Source organism: Paenarthrobacter sp. A20, assembly GCF_024168825.1.
Lineage (GTDB): Bacteria > Actinomycetota > Actinomycetes > Actinomycetales > Micrococcaceae > Arthrobacter.
The window spans coordinates 3,127,041-3,145,731 of sequence record NZ_JALJWH010000001.1 but is presented as its reverse complement, the minus strand read 5'-3'; the positions used below and the strand labels follow the sequence as shown (position 1 = coordinate 3,145,731).

The following is an 18,691-nucleotide window of genomic DNA, read 5'->3' as shown; positions in this document are numbered from 1 at the left end:
ACCATGCCCACGGCTTATGGGGCGGAGTTCCGCCAGGATGTTATTGATGTGGCTCGCAAGGGCGAAGCGCCGCTGGCGCAGATTGCGAAGGATTTCGGGCTGTCGGTCACGACGTTGAAGCGTTGGATTGCCATTGCTGAACGTAAGGATTCCGGGGCCGGCCCGGCACTGAGTGAGTCGGCCGAGGTGCGGGAGTTGAAGAAGCGTAACCGCTTGTTGGAGCAGGAGAACGAGATTCTGCGCCGCGCTGCTGCGTATCTGGCCAGGGACATCAACCCAAATGACTTACCCGCTGGTCACGGATCTTGCCGCCGACGGTGTTCCAGTGGCGGTGACCTGCAGGGTGTTGGGCTTCAGCAAGCAAGGCTATTACCGGTGGAAGACCAACCCGGTGACAGAACGGGACTGGGTGGATGCGCACCTGGTCAACGCTGCCTTTGACATCCACGCAGACGACCGGCCTTCGGGTACCGGTTCATCGCCGACGAACTTCCCGAGAAGGGCATCGCGGCGGGCGAGAACAGGGTCCAGCGCCTGTGCAGTGACCACGGTATCTGGTCGGTGTTCTCGAAGAAGCGTGGCCTGAACCGCAGACCCGGGCCGCCGGTTCATGACGACCTGGTGGAGAGGGACTTCACCGCTGCGGCACCGAACGAGCTGTGGCTGACGGACATCACCGAACACCCCACCGCCGAGGGCAAGCTCTACCTCTGCGCCGTGAAGGACGTTTATTCCGGGAGGATCGTCGGCTACTCGATGGACTCGCGGATGAAGTCCTCGTTGGCCGTGGCCGCACTGGAGAACGCGGTGCGGGCACGCAAACCTGCAGGGACAGTGGTGCTTTCGGATCGTGGGTCCCAGTTCCGGTCGCGCCGGTTCGTCGAATCACTCCGGCGCCACGGGCTCACCGGATCGATGGGCCGGGTCGGTGCGTGCGCGGATAATGCCGCGATGGAATCGTTCTTCTCGCTGCTGCAAAAGAACATCCTGGACCGGCAGCGGTGGCTCACCCGGCAAGACCTCCGACTGGCCATCACGACTTGGATCGAGAGAACCTATCACCGCCGGCGTCGGCAAAGACGGCTGGGAAAACTCACGCCCATCGAATATGAAACAATCAACCGGACCGCGCTCACAGCGGCCTAAGACCCCGAGTCAACAAAAGCCGGGGCAGTCCCGGGCGATGATCTCGGGTTTTGGGGTCGTGGTTGTTCTCGGCTTTGTAGCAGCCTTTGCCAAAGACGGGACCGCTTCAATTGCTGCCAGTGTTGCTGGGGTGGCCGGCGCGGCCCTGTCTGCATACATCGGTTCGACTCTTATGAAAGCACAGACCGAAGCGACTAAGCAGTTGAGCCACTTCTTTCTGCAGCCGGTGGAGTTTGCACGGCTACTCGGTGCCGAACGGCTCCTCGAAACGCTGGACCAGTCTGAGCGGACGGTCGCGGTCCAACGGGTCATCGAGACCATAATGATCACTCCAGGCCAAGCCAGCGCGGCGAAGAACGAGACCAAAGGCGACGCCGCCAGCTAGTCTATAGTTCGGACGCGGAATCCGAGGGCTCGTCGTAGCTTCATAGGTCGCTGCCAACACATCTGGCGCATCTACGCGCTTGTTCTTGCCGGTCCTCTGGTTGCTCAAACGCTGGTTGACGAACTCCCGGCTACTTCTGTTTCCAAGGCCGCGTGATGAAGACGTGCTTGACGCCCCTTGCGCTTGAAGCCAGGATGCGAGCCTCGTTTGTTGGCCGTCTGCGGCACCGCATTAATGACAAACTTTTCGTGCCCCACCCGTTTAATAGGTGCCCGTAGTTGCGAGCGGAGCCGCGCCTCGGCTGTTGCTCTCTAACACTTCGACGTTGGCCTGGCCGGCCCGGCATCGAACACGTCTGCCACGAAGTGCTCCGTCGTTGTCATTATCTCATCTGTATAAGAAGGATTTGAAGGTGAGGGATATGAAGGCATAAATAGCGCAGGCAATAGCCACAGCCAAGTCAGCTTCCCCTACATAACGGGTATATCGACCATTGTGCTAAGAATGATCCATGGAACGACGCTACCAAGTCTTCATCAGTTCGACCTATACCGATCTCATTGAAGAGCGTCGCGAGGTCACTCAAGCGCTTTTAGAGTTGAACCTGTTGCCCGCTGGTATGGAGATGTTCCCTTCGGCTGACTCAGATCAATGGACGTTGATAAAGCGAGTGATCGATCGCAGCGACTTCTACGTGGTCATCCTTGGGGGTCGCTACGGAAGCACCACCGAGGAAGGCGTCAGCTATACGGAAAAGGAGTTTGACTATGCAGCCGAACTAGGAAAACCGATATTCGGGTTCGCTCATGCGGACCCGGGCAGTATTCCAGTGAGCCGAAGCGAGATCGAGCCTAGAGCCCGCGAGCGTCTCAATCAGTTCCGCCTGAAGGTCCAAGCGCGCCACATCAAAACGTTTTCCAACGCTGAAGACCTAGGTTCCAAGGTGTCCCGCGCTCTGGCAATCGCAATGCAGGACACAACTGCTGAAGGTTGGGTTCGCGGCCGCTTCGCTATGACAGCAGAAACCCAAATCGAGCTTGCGGAACTTCGCGCCAAAGTCAGCGAAATGCAGACGGAGCTGCAGGCTACCTCTAAAGAGGTAGCCACGATTCCTCCTGATCTCGAATCCGGAGACGACACCTATGCCATGGAAATCGTCATGCAGTATAAGACGGGACAAGAACTCCACGCTGAAGCGACGATGTTCGAACCCGCACCTCTTCATAATCACGAGACGAGTGTTTCTGTTACTTGGAATGACCTCTTACAGGAACTCGGTCCACGCATGTTTGATGAAGCCGGCGAGCAAATTCTTGCTTCTGCCCTTAACGCATATGCCCAAAGACTTTTGCTCCACGACCACAAAGAACTCCTGCCTGCCGGCTTCTCCTACGCCGAGAACGTCCTGATTACGCAAAAAAGCTTTGATGATATTGTACTCCAGCTATTTGCACTCAATTTGACTACCCACGGCATTAAGCCGCGCGGGGTGGCCGACACAAACAAGTACTGGACGCTCTCAGACCTCGGCCGCGACACGTTAATGAAGCTGCGTGCAATAAAGAAGAAGACGCTCGAAGCTGCCGGATCGCCCGAGGGCGACTGAACCGCTCTTGAATCCGGATACTGCGCGAACCAGCCTCGACGGGCCTCCATCTCTAGCAGGAATGGCGGGAGCCCCTACCATGGTTTACATGCGTCCTCGGGTATCTTCACTTGCCACGAGGGCTGAAATCCTTCAGGCCAGGATGTTGTGTCGTCCCAGCAATGAGCTTCTTCAATCTGCTCGTTTGTCAGGCCAACCGTCTGGGATAAGTCAGTTCCTCTCAAATGCGCCTGATCTAAGTGAGCGCCATCAACACGAGCATGCGTGAGGTTCACACCCTCAAAGTCTGCCCCCTCCATACACGCACCTCTAAGGTCAGTCTGCGACAAATCGGCTCCGCGTAAGTGAGACCGCTGAAAATTGCCAAAGAACCACACGGAATGACTCAAATCCGCTCCCGCGAGATCCGCGCCAATGAGTGACATGTTCTCCCCCTGCACGGAACCCAAATCCACGCCCGTCATGTCGGCGCCGTCGAGGTTCAGGCGGGCCCAGCTAAGAGGGTGCGGCATCGCTCGAGGACTGACGTGCTGCCGCGTGGACATGAGAACCCTGAAAATCACAGCTCTCAGATCTGCCTCAGGCCTGGAGATGCGCCCCGGCATTCCAGGTGCCATGACGCCCGCAGCATTCGTTTTTCCGCGTTTGTGCGTGTTGGACTTCACATATGAACAGAGAACGTCGATGCACACTTGGGCTTGCTTTCTCGTCCGTTCTCGCTGACTCGTTTGATCCCCGAACGCTACCCAGTCTTCGGCCAGAGCGACGAGAGAGTAAACCCCTCCCAGCTTGACCGGCTGCTGCTCGGTATTGCCCAGCTGCTCTACAGCCGTGACAAATCTGTCATTGAGTGCAGACTCCATCTCGCGCTGGTGCGCACGTTCGGCTTCATCCTGAGTATGTTTCAGCTCCTGACGGGTAAGGGTGCGCGTTTTCTCCGTCGAAAGGTAAGTCAGGATGGCGCCCAGCAGAACCAGAGTTCCCGCGATGAGGGTCGCCCAAGGCTGCGTCAACGGGTTCCTACACAAGGCCCCCTCGCTAAAGCCAGAAGTGCGACAACCTGCAAACCCACCGATGTAGACCACCCCTATGACGATTGCCAACGATGAGACGAACAGTAGGGGTCGTTCTACGATCCAACTACCTCTAACGTCACCATCCTCTTTTTCAGACCTGGTGCCCTCGGACGTTTTTTCACGCAGGATCATACTAGAACCGTTTCCTTCATAAGCCTTCTGTCCTCTCTCATGCTAACCGCGGCCACGATCAACGTCCCGCCACGAGCGGCACGCCAGAGCGGGTCAACACAGTCAGTGCCAGGTGCCACGTCCTTGCCCCGTAAGTCGAAACTCTATTTACGGACTAACAACGGGCTTCTGGAACTCAGCAAGCACTAATCCTGACGGTTGGGGGACCCGCCGATAACGGCGCATATGTCGGGACCGGAAGCAGTCCCCCAGCCCATTCGGCGCAGCGATCCCGCGAAACCATGTCACACGCCGAAGAACAGACAGCTCGGGTCATGACGCCGTACCTCAGCCTGCCCATGAACTGTCAGAAGCAACAACGCAGTTTGTCATTCTGATATCACGGTCATCGCTGGATGGGACCTCCGTGCAACCACTGCGCGAGGCGGCCGGATCGATCCGGGAAATTGGCTCGGCGCTCCGGCGCCACTCCCATTCTCCAGAACTTTCCGCCTCTGTCCCGGTCCCCCAAATTGAAGTCCAGCCCCTTACCAGCGCGCAGATCCCCTATCAGAACGGCGCAAAGGCCAAAAACACAACGCACGCACAAAGGAACAGGACAATGAATGCGCTCACCATAAGAGACCCTGCAGACCTACTCAGCTTCATCGGACACACCCTAGGTTTCTGGCCCAACGAGAGCCTCGTCTGCATCACCCTGGACAAAGGCAAGGTCGGGGCCACCCTCCGCATCGATCTCCCCCGCCAAGCCGGCACGGAGCTCCCCTACGCCAGGACTGTCAGCAGTTATCTCACCAGTGACACCACCGCGACGAGCATCGTCTTCGCCCTCTACACCTCACAACACTGCGAACCAGGCCAACCCAAACCACACGCAGCCACAATTGCAGCACTCACCGGCGTCCTTGCCGAGAACGGCATCACCATCCGTGACGGGATCTTCGTCAGCGACGACACTTACTCCCCCTACGACAGCGAACCCGGACAAGACATCAGCCTGCCCATCAGCTCCACCGAGTACAGCCGGGTCAACGCTGAATTTATCTACCGCGGCAGCACCATCGAACCCACCAACCAAATAGTCCTCCCTGCGCCAGCCCAGGAAGCAGCGCAAGCAATCGCAGTTGATGATCACATGGCCATCATCAGGGCGCTGCCCCTTGGTGTAGCCGCAGAACAAGCCAGCCAACTGTGGTCGACCCTGCTGGAGTCAAGTGACTTCCCGACCGACGAAGACTGCACCACACTCATCGCGAACTTCCAATTCCCTCACATCCGCGACCGGCTCATGGCCGACATCCCCGGCATCAACGAACCACCCCAACACATCCTCTTCGCCCAAACCCAGACAGCACCACAATGGTCACGCATCGAATGGGCACAACAACTCCTCATACACGCTTACACGCGAACCAGCCCACAACACGCAGCACCCATACTCACCACCATCGGCTACATCAATTGGTGGGAAGGCCGAGGGTCCAAAGCACACCAATACATGCAACTCGCCCTCGACACCGACCCGGGGTACCGATTCGCACGGCTCACCGATCAAATGCTCGGAGCCGGTATCATCGCTGGCTGGAACACCAACAAAGACACCGCCTATAAAACCCGACTCGACATGCCCTAATCGTGGAGCCCCTCGCCCCTCTTGGGACCTGACTAGTCAATCTTTGCCGTCGACGGTGCGACAGTTATCAGCGAACCGTCTCTTCGGCGCTGCATTTCCCGGAGTTCCTTCGCGACTCCTCGGAGGGCACGCTCGCGGGTTCCTAGATTTCGTGACTGGGCTGAGGATTTCGTCCCCCGATGCACTCCGACACCGCTTGCCGAGGACTCCACATCAGCAAGAGGATCGTGGAATAAATTGACATTCAGATCCTTCGTCAACCGACTGCAACCCTCCGTTCTCCAATATCGAACCCCGGCCCACCCGGAACTGAGTCAATCAGCCGGCGCGTGTAGGGATGTTGAGGGTTCCCGTAAACCGCGTCGACATCCCCCTGCTCAACTACTTCGCCGTGGAACAGGACCAGGATTTCGTCGCTGACGTGGTGCACAACGTCCAGGTCGTGCGAGATGAAGGCCATGGTGAGGTCCAGCTCCTTCCGGAGCCTACCGATGAGGTTCAGGATCTCAGCCTGCACCGATAGATCCAAGGCGGAGGTGATCTCGTCCGCGATGATCAATTTTGGCTGCACAGCCAAAGCCCGGGCAATAGCGATGCGTTGGCGCTGTCCGCCGGAAAACTCGTGTGGATAGCGTTCGGCCACTTCGGGATCCAGGCGGATGGTTGAGAGCCAGTAGGAGATCTTCTCGCTGTGTTCCTTGGGATTGGCCCGCAGGGGATCGATTGCCTCCGCGAGGGTTTGCCCGATGGTCCGCCGCGGGTTGAGCGAGGAATACGGATCTTGGGGAACCATCTGCACAGCCCGCCGCATGCGGCGGCGCTCGGCCCCGGACATTTTCGTCACATCGCGGCCGGAGAACAAGATCAGGCCGTCGCTGGGCTTCACCAGGCCCACGATCGCTTTGGCCATGGTGGACTTTCCCGAGCCCGATTCCCCCACGATGCCCAGCGTCTTGCCTGCATGGATGCTGGCGTTCACGCCTTTGAGGACAGTGGCGGCGGAACGTCCGGAACCGAACGTCACCTTGACGTCGTTCAGTTCCAACACCGGCTGATTCTGAGTTACTACAGCGCTCATTGAGCGGTCTCCTTGCTGCCCGGGCTGTTGGTGACGTGCCCGCCGTCGGCTGGGTCGTCGTCGAAAACTTCGTCCAAGGCGAAGTCCTTTGCTGATACCGTTACGAGCTCGGCCTTGCGTTCGGCAATGGACGGCGTCGCGGCAAGCAGCGCTTTGGTGTACGGGTGCTTCACCTTGCCGGCGGCGAGTTCTTCGCCCGTGAGCCGCTCGAGGATCTTGCCGCCGTTCATCACGATGACCTTGTCGCATAGCGCCTGCACCACTCCAATGTCGTGGGAGATGAACAGCATGGCTGTGCCCATTTCGCGGTTGATGGTGCGGAACTGCCTGAGCACATCGGCCTGGACCGTCACGTCGAGGGCGGTGGTGGGCTCATCGGCGATGATCAGGCGAGGGTCCGTGACCAGGGTCGACGCGATCATGGCTCGTTGCAGCATCCCGCCGGAGAGTTCGTGGGGGTGTTGCTTCATCCGTTTTTCGGGTTGGGTAATCCGAATGTCTGCCAAGGCCTTGACCATCCGGCCGAACGCAGTGCTTCGGGACTGACCGAGGTGCACGCGGCTTACTTCAGTGAGCTGCGATCCAATGCGGAGGGCCGGATTGAAGCTTGTTCCCGGGTCTTGATAAACGAGGCCTATCGAGGTGGCTAGCTCGCGTGGGTTGTTCTTCTTCAAGAGGTTCAGCTCGCCGAGGCGCATGGTCTTGGCACTGACGCCCAGTTCCTCGGGCATCAGCCCGGCGATGGACATGGCGGTGAGGGATTTTCCGGAACCGGACTCCCCCACCAGGCCCACCACCTCACCAGCATGGATGCTGAGAGACACGCCCTTGACCAACGGAACGCCCGACGGCGTGGTGACGGTCAGGTTGTCCACCTCAACCAGCGCTCCGGCATCAGCGCGCATCGAGGCGGGCGCTTCGGAAGCCTTGCGGAGGCTGCCGAACTTCCGCCCGCCGCGGGGGTCGGTGGCGGCGGCAAGGCCGTCACCGATCAGCATGGCGCCCAGACCGGTAATGGTGATCATGATGGAAGGCATCACAGCCTGGAGAGGCTGGGAATAGATGTTGACGAGCCCCTCGTTCAACAGGCGGCCAAAGTCATACTCAGGATTCTGTACGCCCAGCCCAATGAAGGACAGGCTGGAGAGGTCGATCAAGGTTGTGGCGAACACGGTGGCGGTCAACACCAGGAGTGGTTCTGCCATATTCGGCAGCAGGTGCCTGGTGATGATGTGGGGTCCGGAGACGCCAAGCAGCCGCGCTGTGGAGACGTAGTTTCGCTGGGAGATCGAAGCCGCCATGTTCGCGGTGAGCCGTGCGAATGCAGGGATGCTGGCGATGGAGATGGCCAATACTGCAGACCACGTGCCTTGGCCGAGGATAGCGGCGATCAGCAGGGAGAAGATGAGGCTCGGGTAGGCGACGGCCGCTTCGATAACGCGGAGCACGGCGGCGCGGATCCGGCGGGGTGCCAGCCATACGGCGGTGCCGATTGCAATGCCTGCGACGACGGCGATTGCCGTGGTGGCCGCCGTCATGAGCAGCGTCAGACGGGTAGCGACCAAAGAGCGGGCGAGAACATCGCGCCCGAAGTCATCGGTTCCGAGCCAGTGCTCGGGGCTAGGTCCTTGCGAGGCCTGCGGGGTCAGTTTCTCGGCGGCCTCCGACAGGAATATCGGCGCGAGGATGGCAGTGAGGACCATGACGGACATCATCACGATGCCCACAATGAGGCCGGTGGTCCAGCGGAACCTGCGGCGTGGACGGGCTGTCTCAGCCATTGGACTTTCCTCCGAGCGTACGGGGGTCGATGAGGCCGAGAATGACGTCGACCAGCAGATTGAGGACGATTGCCAGGAAACCCAGAACCAGGATGATGCCCTGGATCACTGGGTAGTCCTTATTGACGATGGCTGTGACAATCTCGCGGCCCAAGCCCGGCCAGTTGAAGACGTTTTCCACGATGATTGCGCCGCCGAGCATGCCGGCCAGGATGAGCCCGGCCAATGTAAGTGCCGTCGTCAACAGATTGGGCAAGGCGTGCCGTGCATACAAGCGGAGCGACGGCAACCGCCACCCTCGGGCAGTCCTCAGGTAGTCCTGCTCAAGGACGGTGGACGTCTCGCGGCGGACCACGCGGGCGATGGAGCAGATGGGGGCAATCGACAGGCCAATCACGGGCAGTATGAGTGCGCTCAGTGAAGCAGCGCCGGCTGCTGGCAGGACCTTCAGGATGATTGCGAAGACGACCACCAGCATTGTGGAGACTACGTACTGCGGAACAGCCTGGAAAAATCCGGTCAGCATGCCGAAGGACACGTCGAGCCACTTCTTGCGGCCGCCACGGGTCAGGATGCCCACGAGCATGCCGGTAGGAACAGAGACCAGGAGCACCAGGATGATACCGAGCACGGCGAGTTCTGCGGTGAAGGGCAGCTTGGTGGCAATGATCTGCGAGACCGAGGTGCTGTAGGCAAAGGATTCCCCCAAGTCTCCGGTGAAAAGCCCGCCCACATAGTTGATGAACTGGACGAAAAGAGGTTCGTTGAGACCGAGACTGCTGCGAATGGCTTCGATTTGTTCCGACGTGGCATCCGCGCCCGCCACTGCAACGGCAGGGTCGCCGGGGATGAGCGGAACCATGAAGAAGGTCACGACAACCAGCAAAGCGACGGAGAGGAGGACACCGCCGGCGCGGCGAAGGGCGTAGTCGGCCCAAGGGGAAAGGCTCAGGGCACCGCCCCGGGGGCGCTTAGTGGCCCCCGGGGTCGTGCTCTCAAGGATCTGTACTTCCTTGGAGAGCATGGTTGGTTCAGTCATCGTAAAACCTCTGCTTATTTGGTGATGCGCATGGTGGCGTAGTCGACGATTCCCGACGGCGCCTGGATGGAGAATCCGGAGCGTTGCGCAACGATCTGAGGCTCGCCGACAAACGGAACGATGTCGTTGTCGCTCAGGATGCTCTTTTGCGCTTTGGTGTACGCGTCGCAGCGGGCCCCTTCGTCGGTGGCAGCTTGGGCAGTGGCGATGTCCGCGAGGATGTCGGCGTTTTCGCCGCCGCCAATGTTGCGGCCACCCTTCTCGGTGGGAACTCCAGCGATGCGGGTCAGGGATGCTGCCACTGTTCCTACGAAGTTGGCGTCACCCTGGACGGTCAGGTCCCAGGTTTCGGGCTTGGTCTGGGTCATGGTGGCCCACGCTCCGTTGTCCACGAGCTGGAGTTCCACCGTGGCCCCTGCAGCACGGAGTGCTTCTTGGACGTAGGTGCTGCCTGCACCGTTGGGGCCGATGCTGGTGGTTCCCACCATCTTGAATGTCTTGCCTGCCAGCACGGCCTTGGCGGCTGCGGCGTCTTCGGGAGTCAGGCTTGAATTGTCCGGAAGAACGCACGGAACGGTAGGGGCCACAATCGAGTTGTAGGTGATGCCTTTGCCGGCGTAGGCGGCCGAGTTGAAGGCTTGCTGGTTCATTAGCTGAGCTACGGCCTTACGCAGTGCAGGATCTGTGAAGGGGCTGCCTTCGCGCTGGTTGAAGAGCAGGAAGATGCCGGCAAACGGGACTGTGGTAACGGCATAGTCTTTGTTGCTTTCGAAGCGCTGGACATCTGCGGGAGCGATGTCGGAGACGTCCATTTCACCTGTCAGCAACTGATTGGCCACGGTGGTTTTGTTGACGCCCGGGAAGAACCGAACGGTCTTCGCCGGCGTTCCTTCCAGTGGCTTGGACCATTGCGGCCAGGCCTTGTAGTCCTCACGCAGGGTCATGTCGTAGCTGACTCCGTGGCTGGACTTCGTCAGTGTGTACGGGCCGGAGAAGGCTCCTTTGACGCTGCCTTTGGCAAGGCCGTCCAGATCAGCAAGGCCTGCCGGGCAGATAATACCGGTCTGGGCCAACGTCAAACCGCCAATGAGTTCGGACCACGGTTGTGCGAGCTTGATATCCACGGTTCCTACGGCGTCATCACCGGTAATGGTGGGCTGGCCTGGTCCGAAGACGAGCTTGCCGAAGTTGTTCTTGGTGGCCGGATCGGCGAAGTAGCTCAGTGACTTGGCCACGATGCTGGGCGTAATAGCTGTGCCGTCCGCACAGGTAGCATCCTTGCGGATGGTCAGCGTGGCTTCAGAGGCAGTGGATTTCCATTCAGTGGCCAAGCCACCGATGAACTTCCCGTCGGCGTCCCGGCGGACCACGGTGTCGAACAGGAAACGGGCTACCTCGTAATCGTCCTTCGCGTTGGCTTTCGCTGCATTAAAGGTGGTGGGGTCGGCGTTGAGTGCAGTCCTGATGGTGTCGGTGGACATTGCTCCGCCGGTGCCGCCGGAGGAAGCCTGACCGCCCGTGGTGCAACCGGTCAAAAGGAACGCGGCAGCGGTAACGGTTGCCGCCGCTGCCATGAAAGTGGAACGTCCTTGCATAGGAATGAGCCTCCTGGTCGCCTTCGAGTGCCTGGCCATTGCGGATGCGAGCGCATCTGGCGGAGAAACCGGAAGGATTTGATCTGCGATAAATTTCGCGAATGAGAAGAGTTTCTCTAATTGAATCGAGGAAGTCAAAGGTTTTTTGTGAGTTCGCCCACAGGTGACCCCCGCCACGCCGATGTTTTACACACTGGAAACAGAAGGGCCTTGACGCGGTGATGAAAAAACGCGAAACTTTTCTCATATGTGATTGACGTCTCAAGGCGTCCAACTCATCCGGAACCCGGAACAACCAAAGGTGGAAGACATGGCAACGACCCTCGAGCTCACAGTCCGCAAGGCTCAGTGGACCCGGCCCCCGCGGGAGCTGGTCCGCGCATTTGAGGAGTTCCCGGTGGCCAATATTGGCGACGCCATGGAACGCCTGGGCATGGTGGACGGAAACATCAACCCGGTCTGGGCCGGCGCCAAGTGCGTGGGTTCCGCGTTGACCGTCCTCGGCGCGGCAGGTGACAACGCCGCCGTCATCGAGTCCCTCAACTACATCGAGCCTGGTGACATCCTGGTGATCAACGGCTTCGGGCACGAGCACCGGGCATTGGTAGGCGAACAGCTCTCCCAGCGCTTCGAGGCCGCAGGCGCTACTGGAGCAGTCATCGACGGCTATATCCGTGATCGCGCAACCATCACCGAGATCAAGTTTCCTGTCTTCGCACGTGGCACTACCCCTGCCGGACCGTTTAAAAACGGCCCCGGCGTGATCGGCGAACCGGTGGCAATCGGCGGCATCGTTTGCTCCGCCGGTGACATCGTCGCAGCAGATGATGACGGCGTCGTCGTCATCCCCCAAGCCCGTGCGGCCGAAATCCTGGAGCTGGTCAAGGCAGTTGCAATCCATGAGGCCGAGATGACTGCAGAGATCACCCGCGAATACAGCTAGTCCTCCCCTACTCCCCCTACGGGACCCCGCTTAGACTGAGAGAACCCGCAATGACTAACACATCGACGGAATCAGTGACACTGAACACCGCTCAAATCAAGGTCGTCACCGCTGACGGCAAGGTGGTGCGCAAGGCAACCTTGGCCGGCACCATGGGCTCCTTCGTGGAATGGTATGACTACGGAATCTACGGTCTGCTCACCACGTACCTGGCCATCAACATCATGGGTTCCAAGGACCTCGGTTCGTTGCTGCTGACCAACGTCGGCTTCCTGGTGAGCTTCCTGGCCCGCCCCTTTGGCAGCGTCATCGCCGGTTACCTCGGAGACAAGCTTGGACGCAAGAACCTGCTGGCCGTACTCCTTCTTCTGATCTCCGGCGCCACGGCCTGCATCGGCCTCATTCCGTCGTCTTCCGTGATCGGCTGGGCAGCCCCGGCTCTGCTGATCCTGTTCCGCGTCCTTCAGGGTTTCTCCGCGGGTGGTGAAGTGGCGGGCGCCATGGCCTTCGTTGGCGAGTATGCGCACGACAAGCACCGCAACTTCTCCATGAGCTTCATCGCAGTGGGCTCCTTCTGCGCCCTCCTCTTCGGCAGTGGCTTCTCCGCTATGCTCATCACCACTTTGGGTGACGCCACCATGGAAGCCTGGGCCTGGCGCATTCCGTTCCTGTTCGCGCTCCCCCTGGGCTACGTAGGCGTCTACATCCGTTCCAAGATGGAAGACACCCCGCACTTTGCCGCACTGCGTGAACGCAACGTTGTGGAACATAACCCGTTGCGAGCCGTGTTCACCTCCAAGCGCCACCTCAAGGCCATCGCCCTGACCATCTTCCTGCCCGCAGTGAACGGACCGGGCTACTACCTGCTCTTCGCCTACATGCCCACGTATCTGAAGACCCAGCTGGGCAGCGGCAACAACTTCAGCATGCTGCAGGCCCTCATGGTCACGGCCGTCAGCCTTGTTGCCATCATCATCGCCATCCCCCTCATGGCCCGTTTGTCAGACCGCATCGGCCGCAAGCCCGTCCTAATGCTTTCGGCAGTGCTGATGGCCGTCGTCTCCTACCCGATGTTTGCCATGATCACCACAGGAAACATGACCCTGGCCTGTGTAGCAACCGTTGTCATGGCCGTGGCGTTCTCCGGGCACGCCGCCGTGGTCCACACGGTCCTGACCGAAATGTTCCCCACGACCGTCCGCTACAGCGCCTACAGCATCGGGTTCAGCATCAGCACCATCATCTTCGGCGGCAGCGCCCCCTTGGCGATGACCGAGCTCATCAAGAGCACCGGCAACAGCATGGTTCCGGCGTACGCCGCAATCGGCACGGCTATCATCACGTTGGTCTCGATCTTCTTCCTTAAGGAGACCAAGGGACAGCCTCTCGCCACCCACTAACAACACACGCACGACGGCGGCCTGCCGCCATTGCCGGCCAGCCGCCGTCGTTGGACCATAAAGCACCACAACAAAACCATTGGGAGTCACCTTGGGCATCAACTCAGTCGCTGTCGTCGCAGACCTCGGCGAAAGCTACGGAAACTACACCATCGGCGACGACGACGCCCTGCTGGGCCTGGTCACCGCCTCCAATATCGCCTGCGGCTTCCACGCCGGAGATCCGCGCGTCATGGATACCACCGTCAAAGCCTGCGTCGAACGCGGCATCGAGCTGGGCGCCCACCCCGGCTACCCGGACCTGGTGGGATTCGGACGCCGTCTTATCGAAGCCAGCGAAGAGGAAATTCGAACCGACGTCCTCTACCAAATCGGTGCGCTGGACGCTTTCGCCCGCGTCCATGGTGGCAAGATCAGCCACGTCGCCCCGCACGGCCGCATGGGCAGCATCGCCCAAACCGACGCGAAGCACGCCCGAGCCATCACCGACGCCATCAAGGCATACGATCCGTCGTACATCGTGATCTGCCAGAACGGTCTCCTGGCCGATGAATCCCGCAAGCGCGGACTCGAGGTGGGCTACGTCTTCCTGGCCGACCGCGGCTACGGCGAAGACGGTATGCCCGTTTCCCGCAACACCGAAGGTGCACTCCTCCACGATCCCGAGGAGATCGGACGCCGCGTGGTCCAGGTTGTCACCGAAGGCACGGTTCGCGCCGTCACCGGCAAGGTGGTCCCGCTGGGCCACGACGCCGACGTCGTGCTCCTGCACGGTGACCACCCACAGGTGCTGGAGAACGGCACCGCCCTCCGCGCCGCTCTGGACCAGGCCGGCGTCAAGGCCACCGGGCTGCAGGAAGTGCTGGCAGAGAAAGCGCGGCTGGCGACGGTCTAGCAGCAGGCCAACTATCCATTCCCTACAAGCCAAGGACACATGAGTACGCACCCAGCTCCCGGACAGCTGAGCCCGGCATCGGCCATCCCAGACATCAAAGCAGTTCCCTTCGGCGACTCGGCACTGATGGTCAGTCTGGCTTCCGGGACAGCTGAGGAACGTCAGTCCGGAAGCCGCGGGCTGCGCGAAATCCTGCTGAATGTGCGTCCTCACGGTCTGCTGGACGTCGTGGCCGGCGTTGATTCCATCCTAGTGGAATTCGACTGTCTCACCGTCAGCCACGGCCAGCTGGCACAAACCATCCGGTTGGCCGCGGCAAGCAGGGGTTTCGAAGGCGACGGGCCAGCCCACCACGGGAAGCACTTCACCATTCCCATGGTGATCAACGAATCGTTTGCCCCGGATCTCACGGACGTGGCGGAAGAGCTAGGCATCAGCAAGGAGGCCGTCCTGGGACACATCGAGGCCTCGGAATTGAACATCAACCTTCTTGCCTCAGCCATGGCGCCCATGATGGGCAGGGTGCAGTTTCCCGGACAGGTCAGCCGATGCAGGGAACCCCGCACCAATGTGGACCCCGGATCCGTGATGGTGGCCGGCACCAACGCCATCATCCAGCCGTTCCCCGGACCGACCGGGTGGAAGGTCATCGGGCGCACTCCCCTGACCATCTGTGACATCCGGGAGAACCCGCCCACCTCCTTCAAGCCCGGCGACACCGTCCGGTTTAAGGTGGTCCCGGAAAGTGAATGGGAACGGCTCGAAGGACGGTTCCTACGTGCCGATTCCGACACCGACAAGGGGGAACACTGATGCCGGCGTCCGAACGAAGCGTCACCATCAAAATCCGTGAGGCCGCTTGGCTGGCCACCTTCCAGGATTTGGGCAGGGAGCAGTCCGAGGCCTTGGGTGTCCCCTGCGGCGGGGCGGCGGACCAGCACTCCGCGTCCGTGGCCAACATCCTGGTGGGCAATCCGCGGAATGCCACCGGCATCGAAATCATGGGTGGCCGGTTCTCCTTCACCGCCTCAAAGCCCTTGCTGATCTCGGTCACGGGGGCGCCCGCGGATGTCACTGTCAACGGCAGCAAAGTACAGATGTGGGAACCGGTGTGCATCCCCGCGAAAGGCCAGGTGGTCATCGCCAACGCCCACGGCGGCATGCGCAACTACCTCGCCTTCAGCGGCACCGTGGTCGCCGACCATTTCATGGGCAGCACCGCACCGGAAGCACGGATGGGCTTTCCCCAGCAGATCTCTGCCGGGCAGCACCTGAACCTCATCACGGCCTACGCAGGCTTCGAGCACCCTTACCTGACGCAGCCGTTGTTCCGCCTCCCCGTACCTGTTCCTTCGTTCGATCACCCGGTGTGGACCATCGACATTGTTGAAGGCCCCGAAACTGATGCTGCACACGGAATCAGGGAGTTACTCGCCGCACGGGAGTACACGGTGACGGCGAAATCCAACCACGTAGGGCTGCGTCTTGATGGACCGGTGGTGCATCCGGAAGGGCTCGGTGAGATCGTGTCCCACGGTGTGCCCATCGGCGCTTTCGAAATTCCGCACGGAGACGAACTCATCATCTTGGGCCGTTACCGAACCCTCACCGCCGGCTACCCCATTGTCGCCTTCGCCACCAAGGCCTCGCTTCCCATGTTGGGACAAGCCCGGCCCGGCCAGTGCATGAGATTCCGCTGGGTGAGCCAAGAAGAAGCTGTCGAAAGCCAGCACGAGTCCCAGCGCCGGCTGAGCCTCTTGGAATCGCGCGTGCAGAGCCTTTTCAGCGCCATCGATCTGCCACATCACTCACGGCCGGTCGCGGCGCAGGAAGCGGCCTGAAGCACGTCACGCCCCCGAGGTACTTGACGCTCACGTAAACTAAATGAGAAACTTTTCGCATATGTGATTCGAATCTCACAACCAACCAGACCCGAGGAACGTAAATAATGGGACTTCTTGAAGGCAAGGTCGCCGTAATCACAGGCGCAGGAACGGGCATGGGCCGCTCCACCGCGGAACTGCTCGCAGCCGAAGGAGCGCACGTGGTGCTAGTGGGACGCAGGCTATCCGTCCTGGAAGAGGTCGCAGCGGGAATCAAGGCCGACGGCGGCACCGTCCACCCCCGCGCTGCGGACATCGCATCCAAGGACGACGTAGACACCCTGGTGGCCTGGGTCAGCGAAAACGTTGGTCCGGTGGACATCCTGGTCAACAACGCCGGCAGTGCCAGCAAGGTCCTCAACGTCCGCTGGATCAGCCAGGAAGAATGGAACGAGGTCCTGGACGTCAACCTCAACGCCGTCTACCTCCTCACTCAGGCAGTACTCCCGGACATGCTCGCCCGGAACACCGGCACCATCATTACAGTTTCGTCTTTGGCAGCGGTCAATCCCAACCTGCTGGGGGGTGCGGCCTATGGCGCTGCCAAGGCAGCGGTCCGCAACTTCATGACGTACCTGCACAACACCTTCCGCAATGAAGGGCTGCGCGCCATCACCATTCTTCCGGGCGAGACAGCCACTCCGATTCTCGACAACCGGGCCCGTCCACCCAAGGCTGAAGAGCGCGACGCCATGGTCCAGCCGGAGGACGTGGCCCGTGCCATCCACCTCGTAGCCACGCTGCCACAGCGCACTGTGGTCCAGGAGCTCGTCATTGCACCTACTGTGCAACGCGACACCTCCGGGGACATCGAAATCAGCCGCTGGACAGGCGCGCCCGCAGAAGACCTCCCCCGTCCGTGAAACCCCGGCACCTCTACACCACCGGCAAAGCCGCCACCCTCCCGACGACTCGAAGCAGGACTGTCATGACCCTTGAACCAACCACCGCCATCGCAGCGTTCCAGCCTTCCGAGGCCGTGCTGCGGGTCCAGCGCACGTCATTGCGCGTCCAGCAGCCCCAGTCCAAAGGTGACCTCGTGTCGCTGGCCATGGGCGAACCCGACTTCGACACCCCCGAACAGGTCCGCGCCGCAGCGGCCCGCGCCCTGGAAGAAGGGCACACCCATTACTCGCCATTGCTCGGCGAGCTGGTGCTTCGCGAGGAGCTGGCCGCCCGTATCGGCCAGCTCCTCGGCGAAGTGGCCAGCCCCAGCGACGTCCTGATCACCCAGGGCGGAACCGCAGGCCTCTCCGCCGCGATCCTCGGCATCGTGAACCCGGGAGACAAAGTGGTCATCCCGGACCCCACCTATTCCCTGTACGCGGACCTGGTCAGCATGGCAGGCGGAACCATCGTGCCTGTCCCCCTCGCTGAGGACCTCCACTGGAACCTTGAAGCCCTGGCAACTGCCCTTGAAGGCGCAAAGATGTTCGTCTTCTGCAACCCCTCCAACCCAACCGGCATCGTCCACTCCCGCCAGGAGCTGGAAGCGTTGGCGGACATGGTGGCGGGCACGGACACCCTGGTTCTGTCCGACGAAGCCTACAGCGATCTCGTTTACACGCCTGAACCCTTTACTTCCGCTTTGGAAATACCGGGCCTGGCGGGTAGGACCATCTACTGCCAGACATTCTCCAAGAGCTATGCCATGACAGGCTGGCGAGTCGGCTACCTCTGGGGCCCCTCGGATGTCATCGCATCTGCCGCCCGCGTTCACAACACCTTCAACGGTTCAATGAACACCGCGGTCCAGCTCGCTGCCCTGACGGCCCTCAGGACCTGCGGCCCCGACATCGAGCGCATGCATGCTTCGTACGCAGTGCGCCGCGAACTGATGTTTGAGGGCCTCAGCAAGATTCCGGGACTCACGGTCAGCTCACCTGAAGGCGCGTTCTACCTCTTCCCGAAGTACGACGTCGACATGCCGGCAGCGCACATGGTGGCGCACCTTCGTGAGTTCGGTGTTGCCGTGCGCCCGGGCAGCGAGTTTGGTCGGAACGGCGAACATCACCTTCGTCTGTCCTACGCTGCCAGCGCGGAGGCGATTTCGCTCGGCGTCGAACGCATCGCCGCCGGTCTCGCTGCGCTCAAGTAGG

The 18,691-nt window shown here is 60.7% G+C and carries 15 protein-coding genes and 1 pseudogene; 11 read left to right on the top strand and 5 right to left on the bottom strand.

Going from position 1 to position 18,691, the window contains the following annotated elements; all coding sequences use genetic code 11:
- Positions 1 to 3 precede the first annotated feature (3 nt).
- The 3 genes and pseudogenes from J3D46_RS14595 (at position 4) to J3D46_RS14585 (ending at position 3,137) form a co-directional block, all read left to right on the top strand.
- A pseudogene (locus J3D46_RS14595) lies at positions 4 to 1,146 on the top strand (IS3 family transposase).
- A gap of 37 nt (positions 1,147 to 1,183) precedes the next feature.
- Complete coding sequence (locus tag J3D46_RS14590; protein ID WP_253467938.1) at positions 1,184 to 1,531, top strand: hypothetical protein; 348 nt, start codon at positions 1,184 to 1,186, stop codon at positions 1,529 to 1,531.
- 511 nt (positions 1,532 to 2,042) lie between these two features.
- Positions 2,043 to 3,137, top strand: coding sequence for a DUF4062 domain-containing protein (locus tag J3D46_RS14585; RefSeq protein ID WP_253467936.1), 1,095 nt, complete (start codon positions 2,043 to 2,045; stop codon positions 3,135 to 3,137).
- A 74-nt stretch (positions 3,138 to 3,211) separates the two neighbouring features.
- On the opposite strand, the gene J3D46_RS14580 is transcribed toward J3D46_RS14585, so the two are convergent.
- A complete protein-coding gene (locus tag J3D46_RS14580) occupies positions 3,212 to 4,345 on the bottom strand; it encodes a pentapeptide repeat-containing protein (RefSeq protein WP_253467933.1) in 1,134 nt (377 codons plus the stop codon).
- Positions 4,346 to 4,946: 601 nt separating this feature from the next.
- Here J3D46_RS14580 and J3D46_RS14575 point away from each other — a divergent pair.
- The gene (locus tag J3D46_RS14575) at positions 4,947 to 5,978 is read left to right on the top strand and encodes a DUF4192 domain-containing protein (RefSeq protein ID WP_253467931.1); all 1,032 of its coding nucleotides are present in this window, start codon (positions 4,947 to 4,949) and stop codon (positions 5,976 to 5,978) included.
- Between the two features lie 256 nt (positions 5,979 to 6,234).
- On the opposite strand, the gene J3D46_RS14570 is transcribed toward J3D46_RS14575, so the two are convergent.
- From J3D46_RS14570 to J3D46_RS14555, 4 genes are read right to left on the bottom strand one after another with little or no spacing between them, the layout of a single operon-like run.
- Positions 6,235 to 7,056 (bottom strand): ABC transporter ATP-binding protein, encoded by an 822-nt coding sequence (locus J3D46_RS14570; RefSeq protein WP_253467929.1) that lies wholly within the window; start codon positions 7,054 to 7,056, stop codon positions 6,235 to 6,237.
- The gene (locus J3D46_RS14565; protein WP_253467927.1) at positions 7,053 to 8,837 is read right to left on the bottom strand and encodes a dipeptide/oligopeptide/nickel ABC transporter permease/ATP-binding protein; all 1,785 of its coding nucleotides are present in this window, start codon (positions 8,835 to 8,837) and stop codon (positions 7,053 to 7,055) included. Before J3D46_RS14565 ends, J3D46_RS14570 begins: the two co-directional genes overlap by 4 nt.
- Positions 8,830 to 9,876: an ABC transporter permease gene (locus J3D46_RS14560; RefSeq protein ID WP_253467924.1), complete on the bottom strand. Its 1,047-nt coding sequence runs from the start codon at positions 9,874 to 9,876 to the stop codon at positions 8,830 to 8,832. Before J3D46_RS14560 ends, J3D46_RS14565 begins: the two co-directional genes overlap by 8 nt.
- 14 nt (positions 9,877 to 9,890) lie before the next feature.
- Complete coding sequence (locus tag J3D46_RS14555; protein ID WP_253467922.1) at positions 9,891 to 11,450, bottom strand: ABC transporter substrate-binding protein; 1,560 nt, start codon at positions 11,448 to 11,450, stop codon at positions 9,891 to 9,893.
- 331 nt (positions 11,451 to 11,781) lie between these two features.
- On the opposite strand from J3D46_RS14555, the gene J3D46_RS14550 reads away from it, so the two are divergent.
- The 7 genes from J3D46_RS14550 to J3D46_RS14520 all read left to right on the top strand — a co-directional run bounded on the left by J3D46_RS14550 (position 11,782) and on the right by J3D46_RS14520 (position 18,690).
- Entirely contained in the window at positions 11,782 to 12,414 is a 633-nt protein-coding gene (locus J3D46_RS14550; protein ID WP_062066058.1) for an RraA family protein, read from the top strand.
- Between the two features lie 50 nt (positions 12,415 to 12,464).
- Complete coding sequence (locus J3D46_RS14545) at positions 12,465 to 13,814, top strand: MFS transporter (RefSeq protein ID WP_253467920.1); 1,350 nt, start codon at positions 12,465 to 12,467, stop codon at positions 13,812 to 13,814.
- Positions 13,815 to 13,905: 91 nt separating this feature from the next.
- Positions 13,906 to 14,709, top strand: coding sequence for a LamB/YcsF family protein (locus tag J3D46_RS14540; protein WP_253467918.1), 804 nt, complete (start codon positions 13,906 to 13,908; stop codon positions 14,707 to 14,709).
- Positions 14,710 to 14,748: 39 nt separating this feature from the next.
- Positions 14,749 to 15,522, top strand: a complete 774-nt coding sequence (locus tag J3D46_RS14535; RefSeq protein ID WP_253467916.1) for an allophanate hydrolase subunit 1 — start codon at positions 14,749 to 14,751, stop codon at positions 15,520 to 15,522.
- Entirely contained in the window at positions 15,522 to 16,550 is a 1,029-nt protein-coding gene (locus J3D46_RS14530; RefSeq protein WP_253467914.1) for a biotin-dependent carboxyltransferase family protein, read from the top strand. Before J3D46_RS14535 ends, J3D46_RS14530 begins: the two co-directional genes overlap by 1 nt.
- A 107-nt stretch (positions 16,551 to 16,657) precedes the next feature.
- A complete protein-coding gene (locus J3D46_RS14525) occupies positions 16,658 to 17,455 on the top strand; it encodes an SDR family oxidoreductase (protein ID WP_253467912.1) in 798 nt (265 codons plus the stop codon).
- Between the two features lie 65 nt (positions 17,456 to 17,520).
- A complete protein-coding gene (locus J3D46_RS14520; RefSeq protein WP_253467910.1) occupies positions 17,521 to 18,690 on the top strand; it encodes a pyridoxal phosphate-dependent aminotransferase in 1,170 nt (389 codons plus the stop codon).
- Position 18,691 lies beyond the last annotated feature (1 nt).

Bases quoted from the DNA above. Each gene is read 5' to 3' on its own strand.
- J3D46_RS14570 (WP_253467929.1), bottom strand. From the start codon at position 7,056: ATGAGCGCTGTAGTAACTCAGAATCAGCCGGTGTTGGAACTGAACGAC.
- J3D46_RS14580 (WP_253467933.1), bottom strand. From the start codon at position 4,345: ATGATCCTGCGTGAAAAAACGTCCGAGGGCACCAGGTCTGAAAAAGAG.
- J3D46_RS14585 (WP_253467936.1), top strand. From the start codon at position 2,043: ATGGAACGACGCTACCAAGTCTTCATCAGTTCGACCTATACCGATCTC.
- J3D46_RS14525 (WP_253467912.1), top strand. From the start codon at position 16,658: ATGGGACTTCTTGAAGGCAAGGTCGCCGTAATCACAGGCGCAGGAACG.
- J3D46_RS14535 (WP_253467916.1), top strand. From the start codon at position 14,749: ATGAGTACGCACCCAGCTCCCGGACAGCTGAGCCCGGCATCGGCCATC.
- J3D46_RS14555 (WP_253467922.1), bottom strand. From the start codon at position 11,450: ATGGCAGCGGCGGCAACCGTTACCGCTGCCGCGTTCCTTTTGACCGGT.
- J3D46_RS14550 (WP_062066058.1), top strand. From the start codon at position 11,782: ATGGCAACGACCCTCGAGCTCACAGTCCGCAAGGCTCAGTGGACCCGG.
- J3D46_RS14575 (WP_253467931.1), top strand. From the start codon at position 4,947: ATGAATGCGCTCACCATAAGAGACCCTGCAGACCTACTCAGCTTCATC.
- J3D46_RS14545 (WP_253467920.1), top strand. From the start codon at position 12,465: ATGACTAACACATCGACGGAATCAGTGACACTGAACACCGCTCAAATC.
- J3D46_RS14565 (WP_253467927.1), bottom strand. From the start codon at position 8,837: ATGGCTGAGACAGCCCGTCCACGCCGCAGGTTCCGCTGGACCACCGGC.
- J3D46_RS14520 (WP_253467910.1), top strand. From the start codon at position 17,521: ATGACCCTTGAACCAACCACCGCCATCGCAGCGTTCCAGCCTTCCGAG.
- J3D46_RS14560 (WP_253467924.1), bottom strand. From the start codon at position 9,876: ATGACTGAACCAACCATGCTCTCCAAGGAAGTACAGATCCTTGAGAGC.
- J3D46_RS14590 (WP_253467938.1), top strand. From the start codon at position 1,184: ATGATCTCGGGTTTTGGGGTCGTGGTTGTTCTCGGCTTTGTAGCAGCC.
- J3D46_RS14530 (WP_253467914.1), top strand. From the start codon at position 15,522: ATGCCGGCGTCCGAACGAAGCGTCACCATCAAAATCCGTGAGGCCGCT.